The organism is Bradyrhizobium sp. 40 (assembly GCF_023100925.1).
Classification (GTDB): Bacteria; Pseudomonadota; Alphaproteobacteria; order Rhizobiales; family Xanthobacteraceae; genus Bradyrhizobium.
The window spans coordinates 3,324,656-3,341,189 of record NZ_CP064688.1 but is presented as its reverse complement, the minus strand read 5'-3'; the positions used below and the strand labels follow the sequence as shown (position 1 = coordinate 3,341,189).

Sequence of the window (16,534 nt, the reverse complement as noted above, 5' to 3'; positions counted from 1 at the left end):
GCTGGTGCTGTCAATCGTCGTACCCGTCGCGGGCGTGCTGCTTGCGTTCGCTCTCGGCGACCGCCGCGTCCGGCAGGTCGCCTTTGCCGTCGTACCGGTCGGGTCGGCAATCGCCGTGGCAGTCGGCCTGGCCTTGCCGGCAGGCGACGGCCTCCTCGTCTATCTGCTCGGCGCATGGCCACCCCCCCTGGGCGTGGCGCTGCGCGCGGACGGTTTCTCGGTCGTGATGCTCGCCACGACGGCAATCGTGATCTGCGCAGTTGCCCTCTTTGCTGCGACAGAGTTTCGTCCTTCGGCAGCGGACGCGCGCGCGCCCTTCGCATTCTGGGTTCTGTTGCTGGCGATCTGGGCGGCGCTGAATACGATCTTCGTGGGCGGTGATCTCTTTACGCTCTATGTGGCGCTGGAATTGCTGACATTCGCCGCCGTACCGCTGGTCTCCCTCAGGGGCGGGGCAGAAACGCTTCAGGCTGCGTTGCGCTATCTTCTCTTCGCATTGCTCGGTTCGATCCTCTACCTGATGGGTGCGGCCCTGCTCTATGGCGTGTACGGCACGCTGGATATCGAACTGCTGTCCCGGCGCCCTTCTGGAGGGGTCGTCACGCTCCTCGCGGCGGCATTGATGACGACCGGCCTTCTCGCCAAGACCGCGCTCTTTCCGCTGCATCTCTGGTTGCCACCCGCTCACGCTGGCGCGCCGGCCGCAGCGAGCGCGATCCTGTCCGGTCTGGTCGTGAAGGGTTCGTTCTTCATCCTCCTCCGGCTTTGGTTCAACGTTCTGCCGGGCCTGCCCGGGTTTGCCGCCGCACAATTTCTCGCAGCGTTGGGAGCCGGCGCGATTCTGGTCGGAAGCATCGTGGCCTTGCGGCAGGAGCGCCTCAAGCTCCTCGTGGCATATTCGACACTGGCTCAAATTGGATATCTCTTCTTGATGTTTCCGCTCGCCCTCGACAGCTCGGGCCGGCTCGAGAGCGGACAGGCCCTAGCAGGCGGGGTGCTTCAGGCGGCCTCCCACGCCACAGCCAAGGCGGCCATGTTCCTGGCAGTCGGTTCGATCTATGTCGGGCTGGGTCATGACCGCATCACCGGGATACGGGGCGTCGCCCGAGCCCTGCCCTTGAGCGTCACGGCCTTCGGATTAGGCGGCATCGCACTGATGGGCATTCAGCCGAGCGGAGCGTCGCTTGCGAAGGAGCTCTTGCTTGAGGAAACGGCGAGGACGGGACAGTGGTGGTGGGCCGTCGTGCTCCACACCGGCGGAATGTTTACGGCCGCGTATGTTCTGGTGGTCCTCTCCCATGCGCTTGCGCCTCCAGATCAATCTGTCGTCCTCGTCCGCCCTCCACGCCGCAGCAGCGGTCTGGCGGCGCTTGCTTTGGCGCTCTGTTCGCTTCTGCTTGGACTCGTGCCTTGGGATACCTTTCTGCCGATCCCACCTGGTGCGGCATCGAAACTGTCCGGATTCGGCGGACTCGTCAAACTGGGCGTAACGATGCTTGGAGGTGGGACGCTCGTCATCCTGCTCAGTCCATGGCCGCGTCCCGTCGGCTTTTCGGCTGGCTGGAAGACGCTGATGAGCATCATCGGTCCGTTCCGGCGCGCCTGCCTTGGATTTGGCAGCCTCGTCGAAAGGGGCGACGACGTTCTCCGTCAATGGTCGAGCGCCGGCATATCCCTCCTGCTTTCCACATTGCTGCTCGCCGCGTTGATGTTCGGCGCTAATTAGACCAGGGCCGGGTCAAGCGGCATGATTAAGCCGAGGCAGGTCCGGGACATTCTCCCCGCGCCTGAGGGTTTTCTCGGATGCCGCGGCGGCAGCTCGCCGCTTATTCTCGACCCCGCACCGTGCGGTGGGCATCGGCCTTCCCGCCGGAGGCTGCCCCGGTTGAAACTCTCAGGAGGTCTCCATGTCTGATCTGGTCGCCATCGTGTACCCGAACGAAGCAAAGGCTGAAGACGTCCGGCAACGGCTGCTCAAATTGCAAAAAGAGTATCTGATCAGCATCAGCGACGCCGTCATTGCCGTGAAGACCGAAACCGGGAGCGTCAAGCTCAACCAGCTCGTCAACACAACGGCGACTGGCGCGATCTCCGGAAGTTTTTGGGGGCTCCTGATCGGAGTACTTTTTCTCAATCCGATCATCGGCGTGGCACTGGGTGCAGCCTCAGGCGCGCTGGGAGGTGCTTTGTCGGATTTCGGCATCAACGACTCGTTCGTGAAGGAGCTCTCGGCTTCGCTCTCTCCCGGCAACGCCGCCCTCTTCGTCCTGATCAAGAACATGACAGCCGACAAGGTGCTCAACGAGATCAAGGACGCTGGCGGGGTCGTGCTGAAAACGTCTCTGGACGAGACCAAGGAGAAGATCCTGCGAGACGCGCTCGCCAGCACAGCGGAGCGACCGGCGGCCTGAGCCGCCTAGCGTCGCCCGCCCATCAGCCGCAAGAGCATCATGAATAGATTAATGAAGTTCAGATAGAGCGACAGCGCCGCGACCACCGACTTGCGGCCTGTCGCTGTCTCGTCGTCCCTATTGTCGTACATCGCCTTGATCCGTTGAGTATCGTAGGCCGTGAGTCCCGCAAACACTCCGACGCCGACGATCGAAATCAACCATTCGAGTCCTGTCGATCTCATGAAGAGGTTGACCACGCTGGCGATGACGACGCCGATCAGGCCCATGAACAGGAAGCTGCCCATCCCGGACAGATCGCGCCTGGTGGTGTAGCCGAAGACACTAAGTGCCCCAAACATTGCAGCTGCGATGAAGAAGACGCGCGTGATCGAAGCGCTGGTGTAAACGTGCAGGAGCGTTGAGAGCGAGACGCCAACCAAAGCGGCATACACGAAGAACAGCAGCCGTGCCGTTCCTGCCGACAGTGTATTGATGCGTGCTCCGATGAAAAACACCAACCCGAGCGGCGCCAGGATGAAAACCCACATCAGCGGGCTCTGAAGCAATGCAGGGCTCGTGAGCTGATAGGTCAACCATGCCGCAAGGGCCGTGAGACCTACACCTGCGGCCATATAGTTGTAGATGCGCAGCATGTATGTGCGCAATCCAGCGTCCATCGCGAGCGAGCCGCCAACGGCTTCCGATACGGTCGCATTAGGATCATAGTTTGACATGGCTCCCTCATCGCGTCTGATCGCAGAAACAAGCCAAGCTACTGGTCCGGCGCTGGCGGGAACATCGGATGATCACCCTACTGCCGGGGGATACATTACCTATCTCGCGGGCCGCCGGCCCGCAGCTTTGTCGAAACGGGAAGCGCCCATCCGGCGTTCCTCATCCCTTTTGTCTAGATTCTTACACGTTTGTCACTGGAAGCAGGCGCTGCGCCAGCCTACTCGGTCTGGAATGCGCTACTTCTTTCACATCGTCGACAAATACGGCCTCTCTCCGGACGGGACAGGACATGAGCACTCGGACCAGGACGCAGCCGTCCTGCATGCCAGGTGTATTGCGGCAGAACTCGCAAAGGCTGGCGAGTTTTTCCGTGAAGGCCTGATACTGGTCGCTGCCGCCCCGGGGGCAGCGGACGCGGTAATTCCAAAGTGACCTCAACGCGGCGGTACGCTCGTCCGCAGATTCCATGCTTTCTCTTCTACAGAGAATCCCGGATGTCCGGAGGCGAGCGTCGGCTCTAAGGTCGGGACCAAGGGTGGCCGCCTATCCCGCTCGAGTCCGACGGCGCGCCACTCCATCTCCGGCGGAAAGCCATTCTCGTCATGGCTCCTTCATCGAAACAAGTCGACACCAAGCTTTCGCGAAGTGCGCTCGTCGCACTTGTGGTCGGATCGATGGTTGGCTCCGGGATATTCGCGCTGCCCGCATCATTCGGACATGCCACGGGCGTCCTCGGAACGTTAATCGCCTGGGGCATCGCGGGCACCGGCATGCTGATGCTCGCCTTTGTTTTTCAGGCGCTGTCTCGCCGAAGGCCGGACCTGGACGCAGGCATCTATGCATACGCCAAGGCAGGATTCGGAGAGTATATTGGCTTCGCTTCGGCGGCCGGCTACTGGATCGGATGCTGCATCGCGGACGTCGCCTGTCTCATTCTGATCAAGGCGACAATCGGACAATTCTTCCCGATCTTCGGCGACGGAACGACGCCGGTGGCCATCGCATCAGCATCCCTCCTGCTGTGGTGCGTCCATTTCCTGGTGCTGCGAGGCATCAGGGAAGCGGCCACACTGAATACGGTTGCGACCTATGCCAAGATCATCCCGATCCTGCTTTTCATCGGCGTGGCGTTCATCGTTCTCGATCCCGATCTGATTTCCCGGAATTTTTGGGGGACCGAACAGCCGGGCGTGGCCGCGATTTCCTCACAGGTTCGAAGCACGATGCTGCTCACTGTGTTCGCCTTCGTGGGAATTGAGGGCGCCAGCGTGTACTCGCGCTACGCCCGTGATCGCTCCGATATCGGGTTTGCGACGGTCACTGGCTTTCTTTCCGTTCTCTGCCTTCTCGTAATGGTGACGCTGCTGTCCTACGGGGTGCTTCCGCGGCAGGAACTCGCGGACCTGTCGACACCGTCGATGGCCGGCGTGATGGAAGCGATGGTCGGGCGCTGGGGTGCGATCTTCATCAGCGTGGCCCTACTCATCTCGATCCTTGGCAACTATTTATCCTGGTCGCTGCTCGCGGCGGAGGTGCTGCATTCCGCGGCCATCAATCGTACCATGCCCCTGTTTCTGGCGCGCGTGAACGAGCACGAGGTTCCTGCCGGCGCGCTCTGGCTCACCAATTGCGTCATCCAGACCTTCGTTCTGGTCACCTGGTTCGCCGAATATGCATTCACCCTCGCCTTGAAGATGACCAGCGCGATGACGCTGATCCCGTATTTCTTGGTCGCAGCATACGGCCTCAAGCTATCGTGTCTTGGCCAGTCTTACCATGCAGGGGAGCGCGCCCGTGCCGTCGACGGGATCCGCTCGGCCGTCGCAACGGTCTACGCCATGGGCATGATATACGCGGGCGGCGCCACGTTCCTCCTGCTGTCCTCGATATTGTACGTCCCGGGAACGCTTTTGTTTTTTCTGGCCAAGCGCGAACGCAAGGAGGCCGTCTTCAAGCCTTTCGAGGCGATCATCTTTACTGCGCTCGCGCTCGCCGCTTGTACCGGCGTCTATGCACTGGCGACCGGAGCCATCTCGATCTGAAGTCTTGGTCAAGTGGAGGCGAACATGAATGTACGAGCCGTCTACGGCGCTTTGGCCCTGGCCGCGTCGGTTGCTACCGCGCAGCTGACCCTCGCCCGGGCAGAAACGACCGCCCCCGCCATATCCGCGCCCAAGCCTGCCGCTGCGACACCTGGGCCCGGCGCGGCGACCCCAAACACCAACACCAACCCGACAAAGCATCGCTACTGGCGGCATCGCGGCGGCTCTCATCCCCATTATGGCAGTCGCCGTATCCGTACTTAGGCTCGGCACACCGACCGCTTCGCGACCCGCGAGTTACCCCATGAGCGAGCTGAGGATTGGACCGGACCAACTACGCGACAACGCACCGCGCGAGGCTGCAGTCGTGGCACACGGGCAGCGCAGTCTTCTCGCTACCGGCCTGGCCCTGCTCGGGACCTGCGTGGCTCTCTTCCTGACCTGGAAAACCGTCTCCAGCCTCCTCGTCATTTTCGCAGGCGTCCTCTTCGCGGCTCTCCTGGATGCGGCCGCGAGGGCCACGGCTCCTGTCGTTCGACTCAATCGCATTTGGCGGCTGACCGTCGTGCTGCTGCTGCTCACGACAGCGGTCGGACTCGCGCTGGTCTGGGGGGCAGGAAAACTTCCGGAACAAACGCGCATTCTGCTGAAGGTCATGGACACCCAGTTAGACGTGCTGCAGCAGCATCTCTTGACCTACGGCGTCGATCTGCTCGGTCCGGAGTGGGGCCGCGATTTTGCGCAATGGTTGGTCTCTGATCAAGGCCGCTTCTTCAGCCACGCCCAGCGCGTCCTTGGCGGAGCATCCAGCTTTCTGGCTGGCGCACTCGTGATCCTGTTCCTCGGCATTCTCTTTGCTTTCGATCCTACCAGCCACCGCGAGAGCATCGTTCTGCTCGCGAAGCCATCGTGTCGCGCTCGGACGCGCGAAGTGATGGACCAGATGGGTAGTGTCCTGCGACTGTGGTTCGTGGGGCAACTGATCCGCGTTGTCCTAATGACCCTGTGCGTCTGGGCAGCGCTCTATTTAATCGGCCTGCCTGGCCCTTTCGTGCTTGGCTTGCAGGCGGGCTTCTCGAACTTCGTTCCGTATCTCGGACCGATCCTTGCCGCAATTCCGATCGCGCTCGTCGCGATGCCGCTCGGCGCATCGCTGCTGATCTGGGCCGTCGCCGTCTATACCATCATCCAGTCAATCGAGGGCTACGTAGTCGGCCCGCTGATCCAGCGCCAGGCCGTCGAAATCCCTCCCGCTTGGACATTGGTGGCAATCGTGCTGCTGGGTGCCATGTTTGGCGTGATGGGCATCGCGCTCGCCATGCCGCTAGTCGCTGTCGGCCGGGTGGCGATCATCAGGTTCTACGTCGAGGATTACCTCGGGGACGCCCCCCGGCGGATGGTCGACCAGCGCAATCTCGAGGTGACGCATGATCAAGCTTGAGGCTGAACGTATCGCCGGAACGATCACGCCGTCAACACCGTCGGGGATGACGCGCTTTTTATGGCAGCAGCTTCCTTACGTCGTCGCACTAGTTCTGGCTGTTGCGGGTGTCGCCTACACCAATGCGTCGCACCAGCCCCTGGTCGGCTATTGGGAGTTCCTCGCGCTTGCGATCGGCGTGGTGTGTGTCATCGACAAATGGCCCGACCTCGGTGGCAGGGAGGAGCGCTGGCGGCTAATCTGGACTCAGGCCCTGCACTGGGTCGCCGTTCTCGTCGCGATGAACATCATGCTAGTGTCCGGTGTTCAGCAGTTGCTGCCAACGCCCGCGACAAGCCTCGTTCTCCTCACATTGCTTGCCCTCGGGACATTCCTCGCGGGCGTCAGTCTGATGTCGATGCAAATAGCCTTTCTCGGCGTCGCCATGGGCATCACGGTCCCAGCAATCTCCTGGCTTCAGCAATCCGTGATCTTCTTCCTGCTGGGCGCCGTTTTGCTAATCGGCCTCGGCATCACCTTTTGGCTTCGCCGCCAGGATCAAGACACAAGCGGGTCCCCCATCAACACGAACACGGCAACGGAGGGTTGAATGCGAATTAGCTCGCTTGCCGCGGCCATCTGCGGATCCGCTGTCATGTACGTGCTTGCCACGCCCGCCGTAGCTGAGCCGTTCAGGGTGGGCAGACTCATCTGCGTCAGTTCACCGCGTGTGGGGCTCGTCCTGGGCTCGACGCAGGAGCTTCGTTGCGTGTTCACCGCGACGCGGCCACGCCAGCAGTACATCTATGAGGGCCGGATCAGGCGCGTCGGTCTCGACCTGGGCGTTACCAGCGCAGGATCTCTGTCCTGGACCGTCCTAGCACGAAATTCGCGGGTCGGACCGGGCACCTTGCGGGGAAATTATATCGGCGCGAGCGGCAACGTCGCGATGGGTCCCGGCCTCGGAGCAAATGTGCTCATCGGAGGCTCTCGCCGCTCAATCATGCTGCAGCCCCTGTCCATCGAGCGGTCGATCGGATTGAACCTTGCAGCGGGGATCACCAATCTGACACTCGGCCCGCGCGGGCGCCGATAGATCGCAGCCGACGAAGGAGACCTCCATGGCTATATCATGCAAATTCGAGCGAAGTTTGGTGAGCCACGAAGAGTACGGTGCGATCCGGGCTTCCCATCATCCGGATATCTACGCTCTCGATCCGCTAGGTCTGGAGAAGCTCCGTATCCGCCTGCGGCAGATGCGCGACAAGGAGCAGACTCTGGTGAGACAGAAGCAACGTGAACGGAGAGGCAAGGCCGGACCACGCGGCTCAAGCTTTCCGGAAACCACCGAGCTCCGACTGCAGCGGATGCAGGTCTTCGCGGGCGCGCTCAAACGCCTGAACAAGGAGATAAGTCGCGTCCGGAAACTGGAAGCGCGTTCGGCGAATATTGATGCCGCTCGTCGCGCTCTCGCGATGCGGCGCAACGCCAACTTCACATCTTACCCGGCGGCAGGCGACGCGGCGAATCATGGGATGAATCCTCAGCCCAGCCGACGCCGCATGACTAGGATGTCCGGAAAGCGAATTGGCAGTATCTCACAGGCAACGAAAGCCTCTCAGGCTCGGCGCGATTCAAGACATTGATCTCTGCGAGCGCCCGTCAGCGGCAAGGCGCTCCGCGCCGCCGATGCAGTGAGCACAACAGGTTTTGGCGTTCGCAGAGCCGACGCTACACAAAATGAAGGTGAAGGCCAGAACGGGCGCCATTTTCGAAATGATCATGATTATCCTCCCTGTTGTTCGAGCGGCTCGACGGGCCGAAAGCATAATGCGGAGCCGCTTCACCTAGCGGCAGTATCGACTCGACACGCGGTGCGACCTTCCACTATGCGAGCGATACCAGCAGCTGCCGTTTCGCCAATAATAGCGATGCCAATGTTGATGTCGCCGGTGGGCACCGGCTATCGCTCCGGCCGTAGCTCCTATGGCAGCGCCGCGACGACCGCCGACGGCACCGCCAATAACGGCACCCCGAATTGCGCTCTGGCCAAAGGATTCACTCGAAGGGAGCATTCCTGCAAGTGAAAGGAGAATCACCAATAGCGAAAGCTTCCGCATCTCGCAGGCCCTTTCATTTATCAAGCGCCGGTGCAAGTGTGCGCTTTATTTGCTGATCGCAGCGCATGGCATATCACCGGGCGGTCAACGGATAAATCCGCACATTGCCATTCAAATCTGAGGGTTTTTGTGGATTACCTTCGTGGTCATTCATGCAACGGGCTCTCTCTACTCAGAGCCGAGCGACGCAGCGCTTGCTCGCAGAGTCGCCCATCTGACCTCCGCCTCGAGCGCTCCCTTCCCACACGATCTGTTCCGGCGCGAACCACCTGGACCCGCATCTGCGGCGCCAGGGAAGCACTTCTAGCAGGCTTCGGGACACCGCGCATATTCCTCCTGACACATTCAGGGTTTCATCGGATGTCAGCATTGCGCGGCCGCGACTAGCGTTCCGTGGCGCTAACTGGATTAGTCGCCGGAATGCGGGAGGATGGCGTGGCCACATACGACAGCAGCCCCCACGTTAGAACCTTTGGTCCTCGCTCCCGGTGGACATGCGCGCTCCTTGGTGTCGTGATGATCGCGGCCGGCGTCTTGGCGCTGGGCGACATCGTGTTCGCGACGATCATCAGCGTCAAGCTGATCGGGCTTGCCGCATTTCTTGTCGGCGCGTTCGAGATCATCCACGCGTTTTGGACAAAGGGATGGGGCGGATTCCTTTGGCAGATCCTGCTCGGCATGCTTTATCTTGCGTTCGGGTTGCTGCTGCTTATGCAGCCGGCGGCCGGTGCCCTCATCCTGACCTCGCTGCTTGGGGCGGTTCTGCTGGCATCGGGGATCATCCGGTGCGTGCTCAGCTTTGCACATTGGCAACAGGGTGGCTGGCTGATGCTGGTTTCCGGCGTCATCGGGCTGGTCGCCGGCTTCCTAATCGTGTTCGGCTCCCCGGCCATCAGCGTCTGGGCGCTCGGATTCCTGCTGGGAGTCGATTTGATTTCGCACGGAGTGGCTTGGCTGCTCTACGCCCTTCAGACAGCGCGGCGAACCGCCTGACAAAGGAGACGAAAGATGATGGACACACCGAGCCGTCGGGCTTTTCTTGGCTTTGCTAAGAATGCCGTTGCTGCCGTGGCGATCGGCGCCGTCGGGGTTCGTTTCATTGAGGCCGCGAAAGCGATGCCGATTGCTCACGATCTCGGCCGGCCGAGCGAGCAACCAGACCTCCCGACGCAAGCACAATGGGGACCGCCGTCTCGTCGTCGGGGATGGGGCCGGCCGCGCCGGCGCCGCTGGGTTTGCTGGTGGCATCGCGGTCGTCGCCGCTGCGGATGGCGATGGCACTAGGATCGCAACGCGCGCAATCCGCCGACAGCAGATTTGTCACGAAGCCCGCGCCAGTCCTAATCAGACGAAGGAGGCAGCTTTGCGCATCACGAATCGATGGGTCGTTGGGACCCTTCTGGCAGCTCTTCTCGTCGCGGCAATCTGGTACTGCGTGGCCGTATGGCAGGCAACGCCATCCATGCCGCTTTACCGCAACGTCATCCTGGGAGGCGCTGCAATCCTGATGCTGGTGACCGGCTGCGGCCTGATCGCGCTCATGTTCTACAGCCGCCGCAAGGGCTACGACGAACCCGCACGCAGCAATCGCATGCGGCGGGAGTAGCGAGGCACCGGGGAAGCACTGACCCGGCCCCACGTCCGGTGCAAGGAGCGGATGATGATCCTTGCTGGCGTCTCGATCAGGCTCCTGGGGCAACTCTCCTGATGGTCGTCGCCGGCGGAGCGGCCCAAGCCGAGTCGACTCCGGCCACGCCACCCGAGGTCGGCATCGTGGAGGCGGTCAAGCGGCCGATCACCGAGAGCAGTGAATTTCTCGGGCGGATCGAGGCGATCAATCGGGTCAACCTTGTTGCCCGCGTCATGCATTACTAGAACGGCGCCTGATCGAGGAAGGCGCCGAAATCAGCAAAGGCGATGAGCTCTATCGGCTTGAGCGTGGTCCCTTCGAAGCGGATCTCGCGTCGAAACAGGCATAGGTGGCCCAGCTTGAGGCCACACTCGAGCAGGCGGCCATCCAGGGCGCACATTTGCGTTTCCGCGCGGTGATGATGACCTCGGTTGCCTTCATCCTAGGCCACGTGCCGCTTGTAATCGCGACTGGCGGATAGCTCGCTCCCAGCCGCTGTCCGTTGAGCGATCAATAAGGCTGAATTCGAGGCCAGAGTGACCGTTAGGCCCACAAAGCAGGAGGTAACGACATGCTCTCCGAAGTCGTTGTGCGGATGCAAAAAGCCGCGTGCGCGGCGACCATTCTTTGGTCATGCGCCGCTCTCAGTCCTGGGCTGGCGCAGGAGCGCTCTGCCCTGACAGTTTTCGAGAATGTGCGCATTTTCGATGGGAAGAGTCAGGCGCTCTCCGCTCCATCGAATGTCCTCATCCGGGGCAACACCATCGAGCGTATTGCGATCGCTTCCAATCCGGTCGATCGATCCCCGGACACTCGCACTATAGCAAGCGGTGGACGCGTGCTGATGCCCGGGCTCAGCGACATGCATTGGCATGCGACGATGGTTCGTCCGCCCCCTGCTCAAATGCTTTCGAGCGACTTGGGTTACACGATGCTGCTCGCGGGCGCGGAAGCCACTGCTACGCTGATGCGCGGGTTCACCACCGTAAGGGACATGGGCGGCCCTGCCTTCGCGCTGAAGCGCGCCATCGATGAGGGGATCGTGGTAGCCCCTCGCATCTATCCGTCGGGTGCCGTCATCACAGTCACGGGAGGGCATGGCGACTTCCGTGAGCTCTGGGAGCTGCCGCAAAGTCTTGCCGGAACGAGCCGCGTCGAGCAGCTCGGTGGAAGCATGATCGCCGACAGCCCCGACGAGGTTCGCAAGCGAACGCGCGAACAGCTCATGCAGGGCGCATCGCAAATCAAGCTGACCGCAGGCGGCGGCGTCGCTTCGCCTTTCAGCCCACTGGATGTGACCACCTTCAGTGAGGCTGAATTGCGGGCGGCGGTCGAAGCAGCTACCGATTGGGGAACCTATGTGGCGACCCACGCCTATACGCCAAACGCCATCCGACGCTCTGTTGCTGCAGGCGTCAAGGTGATTGAGCATGGTCATTTGATGGATGAGCCGACCGCACGTCTCCTCGCGGAGGAGAATATCTGGCTGAGCACACAGCCATTCGTAGACCTCGGCGGCGCAGCCATGCTTCCTCCCGTGCAACAAGCGCAGATGCGCCAAGTGGTTGCTGGCACCGACACCACGTACGGGTTTGTCAAAAAATACAAGATCAAGACGGCCTTCGGGACTGATATTCTCTTCTCCAAGGCGTTGGCTGAGCATCAGGGTCAGGGCATCGTGGATCTCACACGTTGGTTCACCCCGGCGGAAGCATTGGCAATGGCGACTTCAGCAAACGGAGAGTTGCTTGCCCTCTCCGGTGCGCGCAATCCCTATCCCGGCAAGCTCGGAGTGGTCGAAGAAGGCGCGTTGGCGGATCTCCTGCTCGTCGACGGCAATCCCTTGGAGGACATTCGCCTCATCGCCGATCCGGAGAACAAATTCGTCGTGATCATGAAGGACGGCATCATCTACAAGGACATTCGTCCGAAATGATCCCTGGGCGGGATGCTTCGCGCGCTGCCGGTCTTGCTCGCACGCAATTCACGTCTGCGCAGGTTCATTGCCGCCGTGGGCTTCCCGATCACAAGCCAGCATCGGAGAGAGTGGCGGAATGAACATCGTCAAGAGTCTCGCGCAGATCGTCTGGCGGTACGTGGTATCTCTATCAGGCGTCGGATTGGCGTTGCATTGTTCTTCGCGGCGGCACTTACGCCGACGCTCGTCCCAAGAAGCTATTTGATCCAGGGAGTCCTTGCCGGCACCTGTTTTGCGATCGTCTACGAATGCAATATGGTGTTCTAAATTCAAAGCATCGATAAGTATTCTTTCCTCTGGGAGCAAGTTCTGCATCACATCGTCGTCAATATTTACAAGAACATCCACGTCTCCGGGATCTAGTTTTTCTGAAAGAAAACTGCCGTCAACGAACGCTATGCAGGAAAGCTTTACGCGAAGCAGCTCCTGGGCAAGCTCTTCCAAGGCATAGAAGAGCTTTTCTCTTCTCTGCCGTGCTTGGCCATGAAATCGATGAACGCAAGGGACTCGATTTCACGGAGCGTCATAAAGTGACGCCCCGGCGCCAGTAGCGGCGGGTGATCGAACTTGTGCGCTGCCATTGCAGCCGTAGCCCCCCAGCGCTTCCACCATCAGCAATTGCGGTGTGGCGCTGACTCGCCTTAACAGATCGTGGCTGGGTACGGTAGGTGCAATATTCCCTGCCGAGTGCCCAGAACGCTTGCTGAACGGAATTTGTAAACCGGCTGTAAACAGGCGATGCGCCGTAGGTCGACGGCGCCGAACTGACCTTGATGCAATTTAGAAAAATGGTCGGAGCGAGAGGATTTGAACCTCCGACCCCTAGTCTCCCAGACTAGTGCGCTAACCGGGCTGCGCCACGCTCCGAACGTCGTTCCATTAGCTAGGATCGCCGGTTTGCGCAAGGCGAGGTCACACCATTTTGGATTTTGGTGCCTCTGCCGAAAGGCACCGGAACTGCCCCCAAAGCCGAGGAGATCCGGCGTCAGGCGTCCTTGAGCGCCTGATCCAGCATTTCGCGACAGGCGATGAGTTCGGCGAGCACCCGTCCGAGGCGCTCCCGGTCGATGGCGCTGGGGCCTGCGGGCGCGGCGGGGGTGCCGCCCTTGCGGAAGGTGGTGAGGATTTCCTCGTCGTCGGTCTCGGAGAAGCGGAAGTCGATGCCCTCCTCCTCCTCGCCCTGGTAATCGTCGTCGTCACTATCGCGGGCGCCGCGGACGCCGGTCTCCTCCTCGGGCTCCATCAGGCTGGCGCCGACGGCGTCCTCGATAGCCCCGAACGAGACCGCGGCCGCGCTGTCGGCGAGGCCCTGCACCGATTTGACGCCGTGCTCCTTGAGGATCCGCTGCACGCCGCGGATGGTGTAGCCCTCGCCGTAGAGGAGACGGCGGATACCCTTGAGCAGGTCGACGTCGTCGGGGCGGTAATAGCGGCGGCCGCCGCTGCGCTTCATCGGCTTGATCTGGGAGAAACGCGTCTCCCAGAACCGCAGCACGTGCTGCGGAATGTCGAGTTCCTGCGCTACTTCGCTGATGGTTCGGAACGCATCCGGCGCCTTGTCCAAATGCCAAATCCTTATCCGGAAGGCGGATTACGCCTCGGGTTGCGCCTTGCTGGCGTCGCCATTGGTGCGGTGCTGGGCGTTGATCCGCTGCTTCAGGATTGCGGACGGCTTGAACACCATGACCCGGCGCGGCGAGATCGGCACCTCGGTGCCGGTCTTCGGGTTGCGACCGATGCGCTGACCCTTCTTGCGGACCATGAAGGAGCCGAACGAGGACAGCTTCACCGTCTCGCCTTTCTCAAGGCAATCGGTGATCTCCTTCAGCACGAGTTCCACGAAGGCAGACGATTCCGTGCGCGACAGCCCCACCTTCTGGTAGACGGCTTCGCACAGATCGACACGCGTTACGGTTTTACTTTGATCGGTCATCGCCCTGCCCCACATCACGGCGAACAATTGTTGTCTGAAATTATGAGCTTACGATACGGCGGTCAACAGCGCTCATCAATGCAGGCGCATCGATAATCCGATCTGATTCGGGCAAAATTTTATCGACTGTGGCTTACCAGCGCACCAGCGCGGAGCCCCAGGTGAAGCCGCCGCCCATGGCTTCGAGCAGAACCAGGTCGCCGCGCTTGATGCGGCCGTCCTTGCGCGCCACCGAAAGCGCCAGCGGGATCGAGGCAGCCGAGGTGTTGCCGTGAAGGTCCACCGTCAGCACCACCTTCTCCGGCGCGATGTGGAGCTTGTGCGCGGACGCGTCGATGATCCGCTTGTTGGCCTGGTGCGGCACGAACCAGTCGATGCTGTCGGCATTGAGCCCGGTCGCCTTGAAGGCATCGACGATCACATCGGTGATCATGCCGACCGCGTGCTTGAAGACCTCGCGGCCCTCCATGCGCAGATGGCCGACAGTCTGGGTCGAGGACGGGCCGCCGTCGACGAACAGCTTCGCCTTGTGGCGGCCGTCGGAGCGCAAATGCGTGGTCACGATCCCGCGGTCGGTCGCGGCATTGCCCGGCTGCTCCTGCGCCTCCAGCACCACCGCGCCGGCGCCGTCGCCGAACAGCACGCAGGTGCCGCGATCGGTCCAGTCGAGGATGCGCGAGAAGGTTTCCGCGCCGATCACCAGCGCGCGCTTGAAGGCGCCCGTGCGCAGGAAATTATCGGCGGTGGCGAGCCCGAACACGAAGCCCGAGCACACCGCCTGAAGGTCGAAGGCCGCGCCATGGTTGATGCCGAGCCCATGCTGCACGGCGACCGCGCTGGCGGGGAAAGTGTTGTCAGGGGTCGAGGTCGCGAGCACGATCAGATCGATCGACTGCGCGTCCACGCCGGCATCGGCGAGCGCAGCCTGCGCCGCCTTGAGCGCCAGATGCGAGGTGAACTCGCCCTCGGCCGCGATGTGCCGCTCGCGAATGCCGGTGCGCTGCACGATCCACTCGTCGGACGTGTCAATGCGCGCCGCCAATTGGGCGTTGGTCACCACCTGCTCCGGCAAATAAGAGCCGCAGCCCAGCACGACCGAACGAATTTGAGTCACGAAACAGCCTCCTGCGCGGCCTGCACGGAATTGAGTGCACCACCTTCGCGGTTGAGCATCTGATTGATCTTGTTGAGGAGATCGAATTTGACCATCTCATAGCCAACATCAATCGCATAGGCAAAGCCTTCGGCAGCGATTCCGCCATGGCTCTTGACCACGATCCCGTTCAACCCCAGCAATACGCCGCCGTTGGATTTGTTCGGGTCCATCTTGTTCCGCAGGGCCTGGAAGGCGTTGCGCGCAAAGAGATAGCCGAGCTTTGACAGCCAGCCCCGTTTCATCTCGTCCCGGAGCAATTCCGCCATCTGCCGTGCGGTTCCCTCCGCGGCCTTCAGCGCGATGTTGCCGCTGTAGCCTTCGGTGACGATGACGTCCGCCACTCCCTTGCCGATGCCGTCGCCCTCGACGAAGCCGAGATAGTCGAGTTCGGGGAGGTTCCTGGCGCGCAGGATTTCGCCGGCCTCGCGAATCTCCTCGTGCCCCTTGATCTCCTCGACCCCGATATTGAGCAGGCCGACCGTGGGACGCTTCTTGTTGAACAACACGCTGGCCATCGCCGCGCCCATGATGGCGAGCGACACCAGATGGTGGGTATCGCCGCCGATGCTGGCGCCGAGGTCGAGGACCACGGAATCGCCGCGCCTGGTCGGCCACATGCCGGCGATGGCCGGACGATCGACGCCCGGCAGCGTGCGCAGGTGGAAGCGCGACATCGCCATCAGCGCGCCGGTATTCCCGGCGGAGACCGCGACATCCGCCTCGCCCTTTTTCACAGCATCGATGGCAAGCCACATGGAGGAGGTCCTGCGGCCGCGCCGCAGCGCCTGGCTCGGCTTTTCCTCGCCGCTGACCGCGACATCGGTATGGATGATCTTCGAGGCGGCCTTCAGCGCGGGGTGGCGGTCGAGCTCGGGCTCGATCTTGGAGCGGTCCCCGATCAGCAGGAATTCGATCTCGCGATGCCGGGCAAGCGAGATGGCGGCGCCTGGGATGACCACCGCGGCGCCGGCGTCGCCCCCCATGGCGTCAAGCGCGATGCGAACCTTGCTTGGCATAAAAGTCCTGGAAACCTGGTCTGGTGCGGTCTTGAACGAGCGGGGCCGCAAATGGGTTCGCCACGAACATGGCGGTCGGTCAAGCGCCACGCCGCACCCGGACCGGGGCGC

The 16,534-nt window shown here is 61.8% G+C and carries 18 protein-coding genes and 1 tRNA gene; 10 read left to right on the top strand and 9 right to left on the bottom strand.

Translation table 11 applies throughout. The features are described from left to right. Positions 1–4 precede the first annotated feature (4 nt). Both IVB40_RS16275 and IVB40_RS16270 read left to right on the top strand, forming a co-directional pair. Entirely contained in the window at positions 5–1,726 is a 1,722-nt protein-coding gene (locus tag IVB40_RS16275; protein WP_247819305.1) for a proton-conducting transporter membrane subunit, read from the top strand. A gap of 181 nt (positions 1,727–1,907) precedes the next feature. After that, the gene (locus IVB40_RS16270) at positions 1,908–2,411 is read left to right on the top strand and encodes a DUF1269 domain-containing protein (protein ID WP_247819304.1); all 504 of its coding nucleotides are present in this window, start codon (positions 1,908–1,910) and stop codon (positions 2,409–2,411) included. Between the two features lie 5 nt (positions 2,412–2,416). Here the strand turns inward: IVB40_RS16270 and IVB40_RS16265 are convergent, their stop codons facing one another. Continuing rightward, a complete protein-coding gene (locus IVB40_RS16265) occupies positions 2,417–3,127 on the bottom strand; it encodes a Bax inhibitor-1/YccA family protein (protein WP_247819303.1) in 711 nt (236 codons plus the stop codon). Positions 3,128–3,730: 603 nt separating this feature from the next. Here IVB40_RS16265 and IVB40_RS16260 point away from each other — a divergent pair. The 4 genes from IVB40_RS16260 (at position 3,731) to IVB40_RS16245 (ending at position 7,686) form a co-directional block, all read left to right on the top strand. After that, the gene (locus tag IVB40_RS16260) at positions 3,731–5,170 is read left to right on the top strand and encodes a basic amino acid/polyamine antiporter (protein WP_247462546.1); all 1,440 of its coding nucleotides are present in this window, start codon (positions 3,731–3,733) and stop codon (positions 5,168–5,170) included. Positions 5,171–5,474: 304 nt separating this feature from the next. Further along, positions 5,475–6,611, top strand: coding sequence for an AI-2E family transporter (locus tag IVB40_RS16255; RefSeq protein ID WP_247462548.1), 1,137 nt, complete (start codon positions 5,475–5,477; stop codon positions 6,609–6,611). Next, positions 6,598–7,200 (top strand): hypothetical protein, encoded by a 603-nt coding sequence (locus IVB40_RS16250; protein WP_247397236.1) that lies wholly within the window; start codon positions 6,598–6,600, stop codon positions 7,198–7,200. Before IVB40_RS16255 ends, IVB40_RS16250 begins: the two co-directional genes overlap by 14 nt. Beyond that, entirely contained in the window at positions 7,201–7,686 is a 486-nt protein-coding gene (locus tag IVB40_RS16245; protein ID WP_346283293.1) for a DUF992 domain-containing protein, read from the top strand. A 232-nt stretch (positions 7,687–7,918) separates the two neighbouring features. On the opposite strand, the gene IVB40_RS16240 is transcribed toward IVB40_RS16245, so the two are convergent. Beyond that, a complete protein-coding gene (locus IVB40_RS16240) occupies positions 7,919–8,122 on the bottom strand; it encodes a hypothetical protein (protein WP_247462550.1) in 204 nt (67 codons plus the stop codon). A 1,008-nt stretch (positions 8,123–9,130) separates the two neighbouring features. Here IVB40_RS16240 and IVB40_RS16235 point away from each other — a divergent pair. The 3 genes from IVB40_RS16235 (at position 9,131) to IVB40_RS16225 (ending at position 10,585) form a co-directional block, all read left to right on the top strand. Beyond that, entirely contained in the window at positions 9,131–9,703 is a 573-nt protein-coding gene (locus tag IVB40_RS16235) for an HdeD family acid-resistance protein (RefSeq protein WP_256468217.1), read from the top strand. 130 nt (positions 9,704–9,833) lie between these two features. After that, complete coding sequence (locus IVB40_RS16230; RefSeq protein WP_247819301.1) at positions 9,834–10,316, top strand: hypothetical protein; 483 nt, start codon at positions 9,834–9,836, stop codon at positions 10,314–10,316. Between the two features lie 101 nt (positions 10,317–10,417). Further along, positions 10,418–10,585, top strand: a complete 168-nt coding sequence (locus IVB40_RS16225) for a hypothetical protein (protein WP_247356181.1) — start codon at positions 10,418–10,420, stop codon at positions 10,583–10,585. On the opposite strand, the gene IVB40_RS16220 is transcribed toward IVB40_RS16225, so the two are convergent. Then, on the bottom strand, positions 10,582–10,740 hold the full coding sequence (locus tag IVB40_RS16220; protein ID WP_247435116.1) for a hypothetical protein: 159 nt from the start codon (positions 10,738–10,740) through the stop codon (positions 10,582–10,584). The genes IVB40_RS16225 and IVB40_RS16220 overlap by 4 nt on opposite strands. 171 nt (positions 10,741–10,911) lie before the next feature. Between IVB40_RS16220 and IVB40_RS16215 the strand changes: the two genes are divergently transcribed. Then, positions 10,912–12,276: an amidohydrolase family protein gene (locus tag IVB40_RS16215; RefSeq protein ID WP_247819300.1), complete on the top strand. Its 1,365-nt coding sequence runs from the start codon at positions 10,912–10,914 to the stop codon at positions 12,274–12,276. 48 nt (positions 12,277–12,324) lie between these two features. Here the strand turns inward: IVB40_RS16215 and IVB40_RS16210 are convergent, their stop codons facing one another. The 6 genes from IVB40_RS16210 to plsX form a co-directional block, all read right to left on the bottom strand. After that, the gene (locus IVB40_RS16210) at positions 12,325–12,762 is read right to left on the bottom strand and encodes a hypothetical protein (RefSeq protein ID WP_247819299.1); all 438 of its coding nucleotides are present in this window, start codon (positions 12,760–12,762) and stop codon (positions 12,325–12,327) included. 345 nt (positions 12,763–13,107) lie between these two features. After that, positions 13,108–13,185 (bottom strand) — tRNA-Pro (locus IVB40_RS16205). 118 nt (positions 13,186–13,303) lie between these two features. Next, entirely contained in the window at positions 13,304–13,882 is a 579-nt protein-coding gene (locus IVB40_RS16200) for a MerR family transcriptional regulator (protein WP_007611070.1), read from the bottom strand. A gap of 27 nt (positions 13,883–13,909) precedes the next feature. After that, on the bottom strand, positions 13,910–14,251 hold the full coding sequence (locus IVB40_RS16195) for an integration host factor subunit alpha (RefSeq protein WP_018456841.1): 342 nt from the start codon (positions 14,249–14,251) through the stop codon (positions 13,910–13,912). Between the two features lie 133 nt (positions 14,252–14,384). Further along, entirely contained in the window at positions 14,385–15,365 is a 981-nt protein-coding gene (locus IVB40_RS16190) for a beta-ketoacyl-ACP synthase III (protein ID WP_026233249.1), read from the bottom strand. Next, the gene (plsX, locus tag IVB40_RS16185; protein WP_027567253.1) at positions 15,362–16,423 is read right to left on the bottom strand and encodes a phosphate acyltransferase PlsX; all 1,062 of its coding nucleotides are present in this window, start codon (positions 16,421–16,423) and stop codon (positions 15,362–15,364) included. Before plsX ends, IVB40_RS16190 begins: the two co-directional genes overlap by 4 nt. Positions 16,424–16,534 lie beyond the last annotated feature (111 nt).

What these genes read in the sequence shown, in the direction of transcription:
- IVB40_RS16270 (WP_247819304.1), top strand. Translation starts at nt 1,908, where the DNA reads ATGTCTGATCTGGTCGCCATCGTGTACCCGAACGAAGCAAAGGCTGAA.
- IVB40_RS16265 (WP_247819303.1), bottom strand. Translation starts at nt 3,127, where the DNA reads ATGTCAAACTATGATCCTAATGCGACCGTATCGGAAGCCGTTGGCGGC.
- IVB40_RS16260 (WP_247462546.1), top strand. Translation starts at nt 3,731, where the DNA reads ATGGCTCCTTCATCGAAACAAGTCGACACCAAGCTTTCGCGAAGTGCG.
- IVB40_RS16255 (WP_247462548.1), top strand. Translation starts at nt 5,475, where the DNA reads ATGAGCGAGCTGAGGATTGGACCGGACCAACTACGCGACAACGCACCG.
- IVB40_RS16250 (WP_247397236.1), top strand. Translation starts at nt 6,598, where the DNA reads ATGATCAAGCTTGAGGCTGAACGTATCGCCGGAACGATCACGCCGTCA.
- IVB40_RS16245 (WP_346283293.1), top strand. Translation starts at nt 7,201, where the DNA reads ATGCGAATTAGCTCGCTTGCCGCGGCCATCTGCGGATCCGCTGTCATG.
- IVB40_RS16240 (WP_247462550.1), bottom strand. Translation starts at nt 8,122, where the DNA reads ATGATTCGCCGCGTCGCCTGCCGCCGGGTAAGATGTGAAGTTGGCGTT.
- IVB40_RS16235 (WP_256468217.1), top strand. Translation starts at nt 9,131, where the DNA reads ATGCGGGAGGATGGCGTGGCCACATACGACAGCAGCCCCCACGTTAGA.
- IVB40_RS16225 (WP_247356181.1), top strand. Translation starts at nt 10,418, where the DNA reads ATGGTCGTCGCCGGCGGAGCGGCCCAAGCCGAGTCGACTCCGGCCACG.
- IVB40_RS16220 (WP_247435116.1), bottom strand. Translation starts at nt 10,740, where the DNA reads ATGTGCGCCCTGGATGGCCGCCTGCTCGAGTGTGGCCTCAAGCTGGGC.
- IVB40_RS16215 (WP_247819300.1), top strand. Translation starts at nt 10,912, where the DNA reads ATGCTCTCCGAAGTCGTTGTGCGGATGCAAAAAGCCGCGTGCGCGGCG.
- IVB40_RS16195 (WP_018456841.1), bottom strand. Translation starts at nt 14,251, where the DNA reads ATGACCGATCAAAGTAAAACCGTAACGCGTGTCGATCTGTGCGAAGCC.
- plsX (WP_027567253.1), bottom strand. Translation starts at nt 16,423, where the DNA reads ATGCCAAGCAAGGTTCGCATCGCGCTTGACGCCATGGGGGGCGACGCC.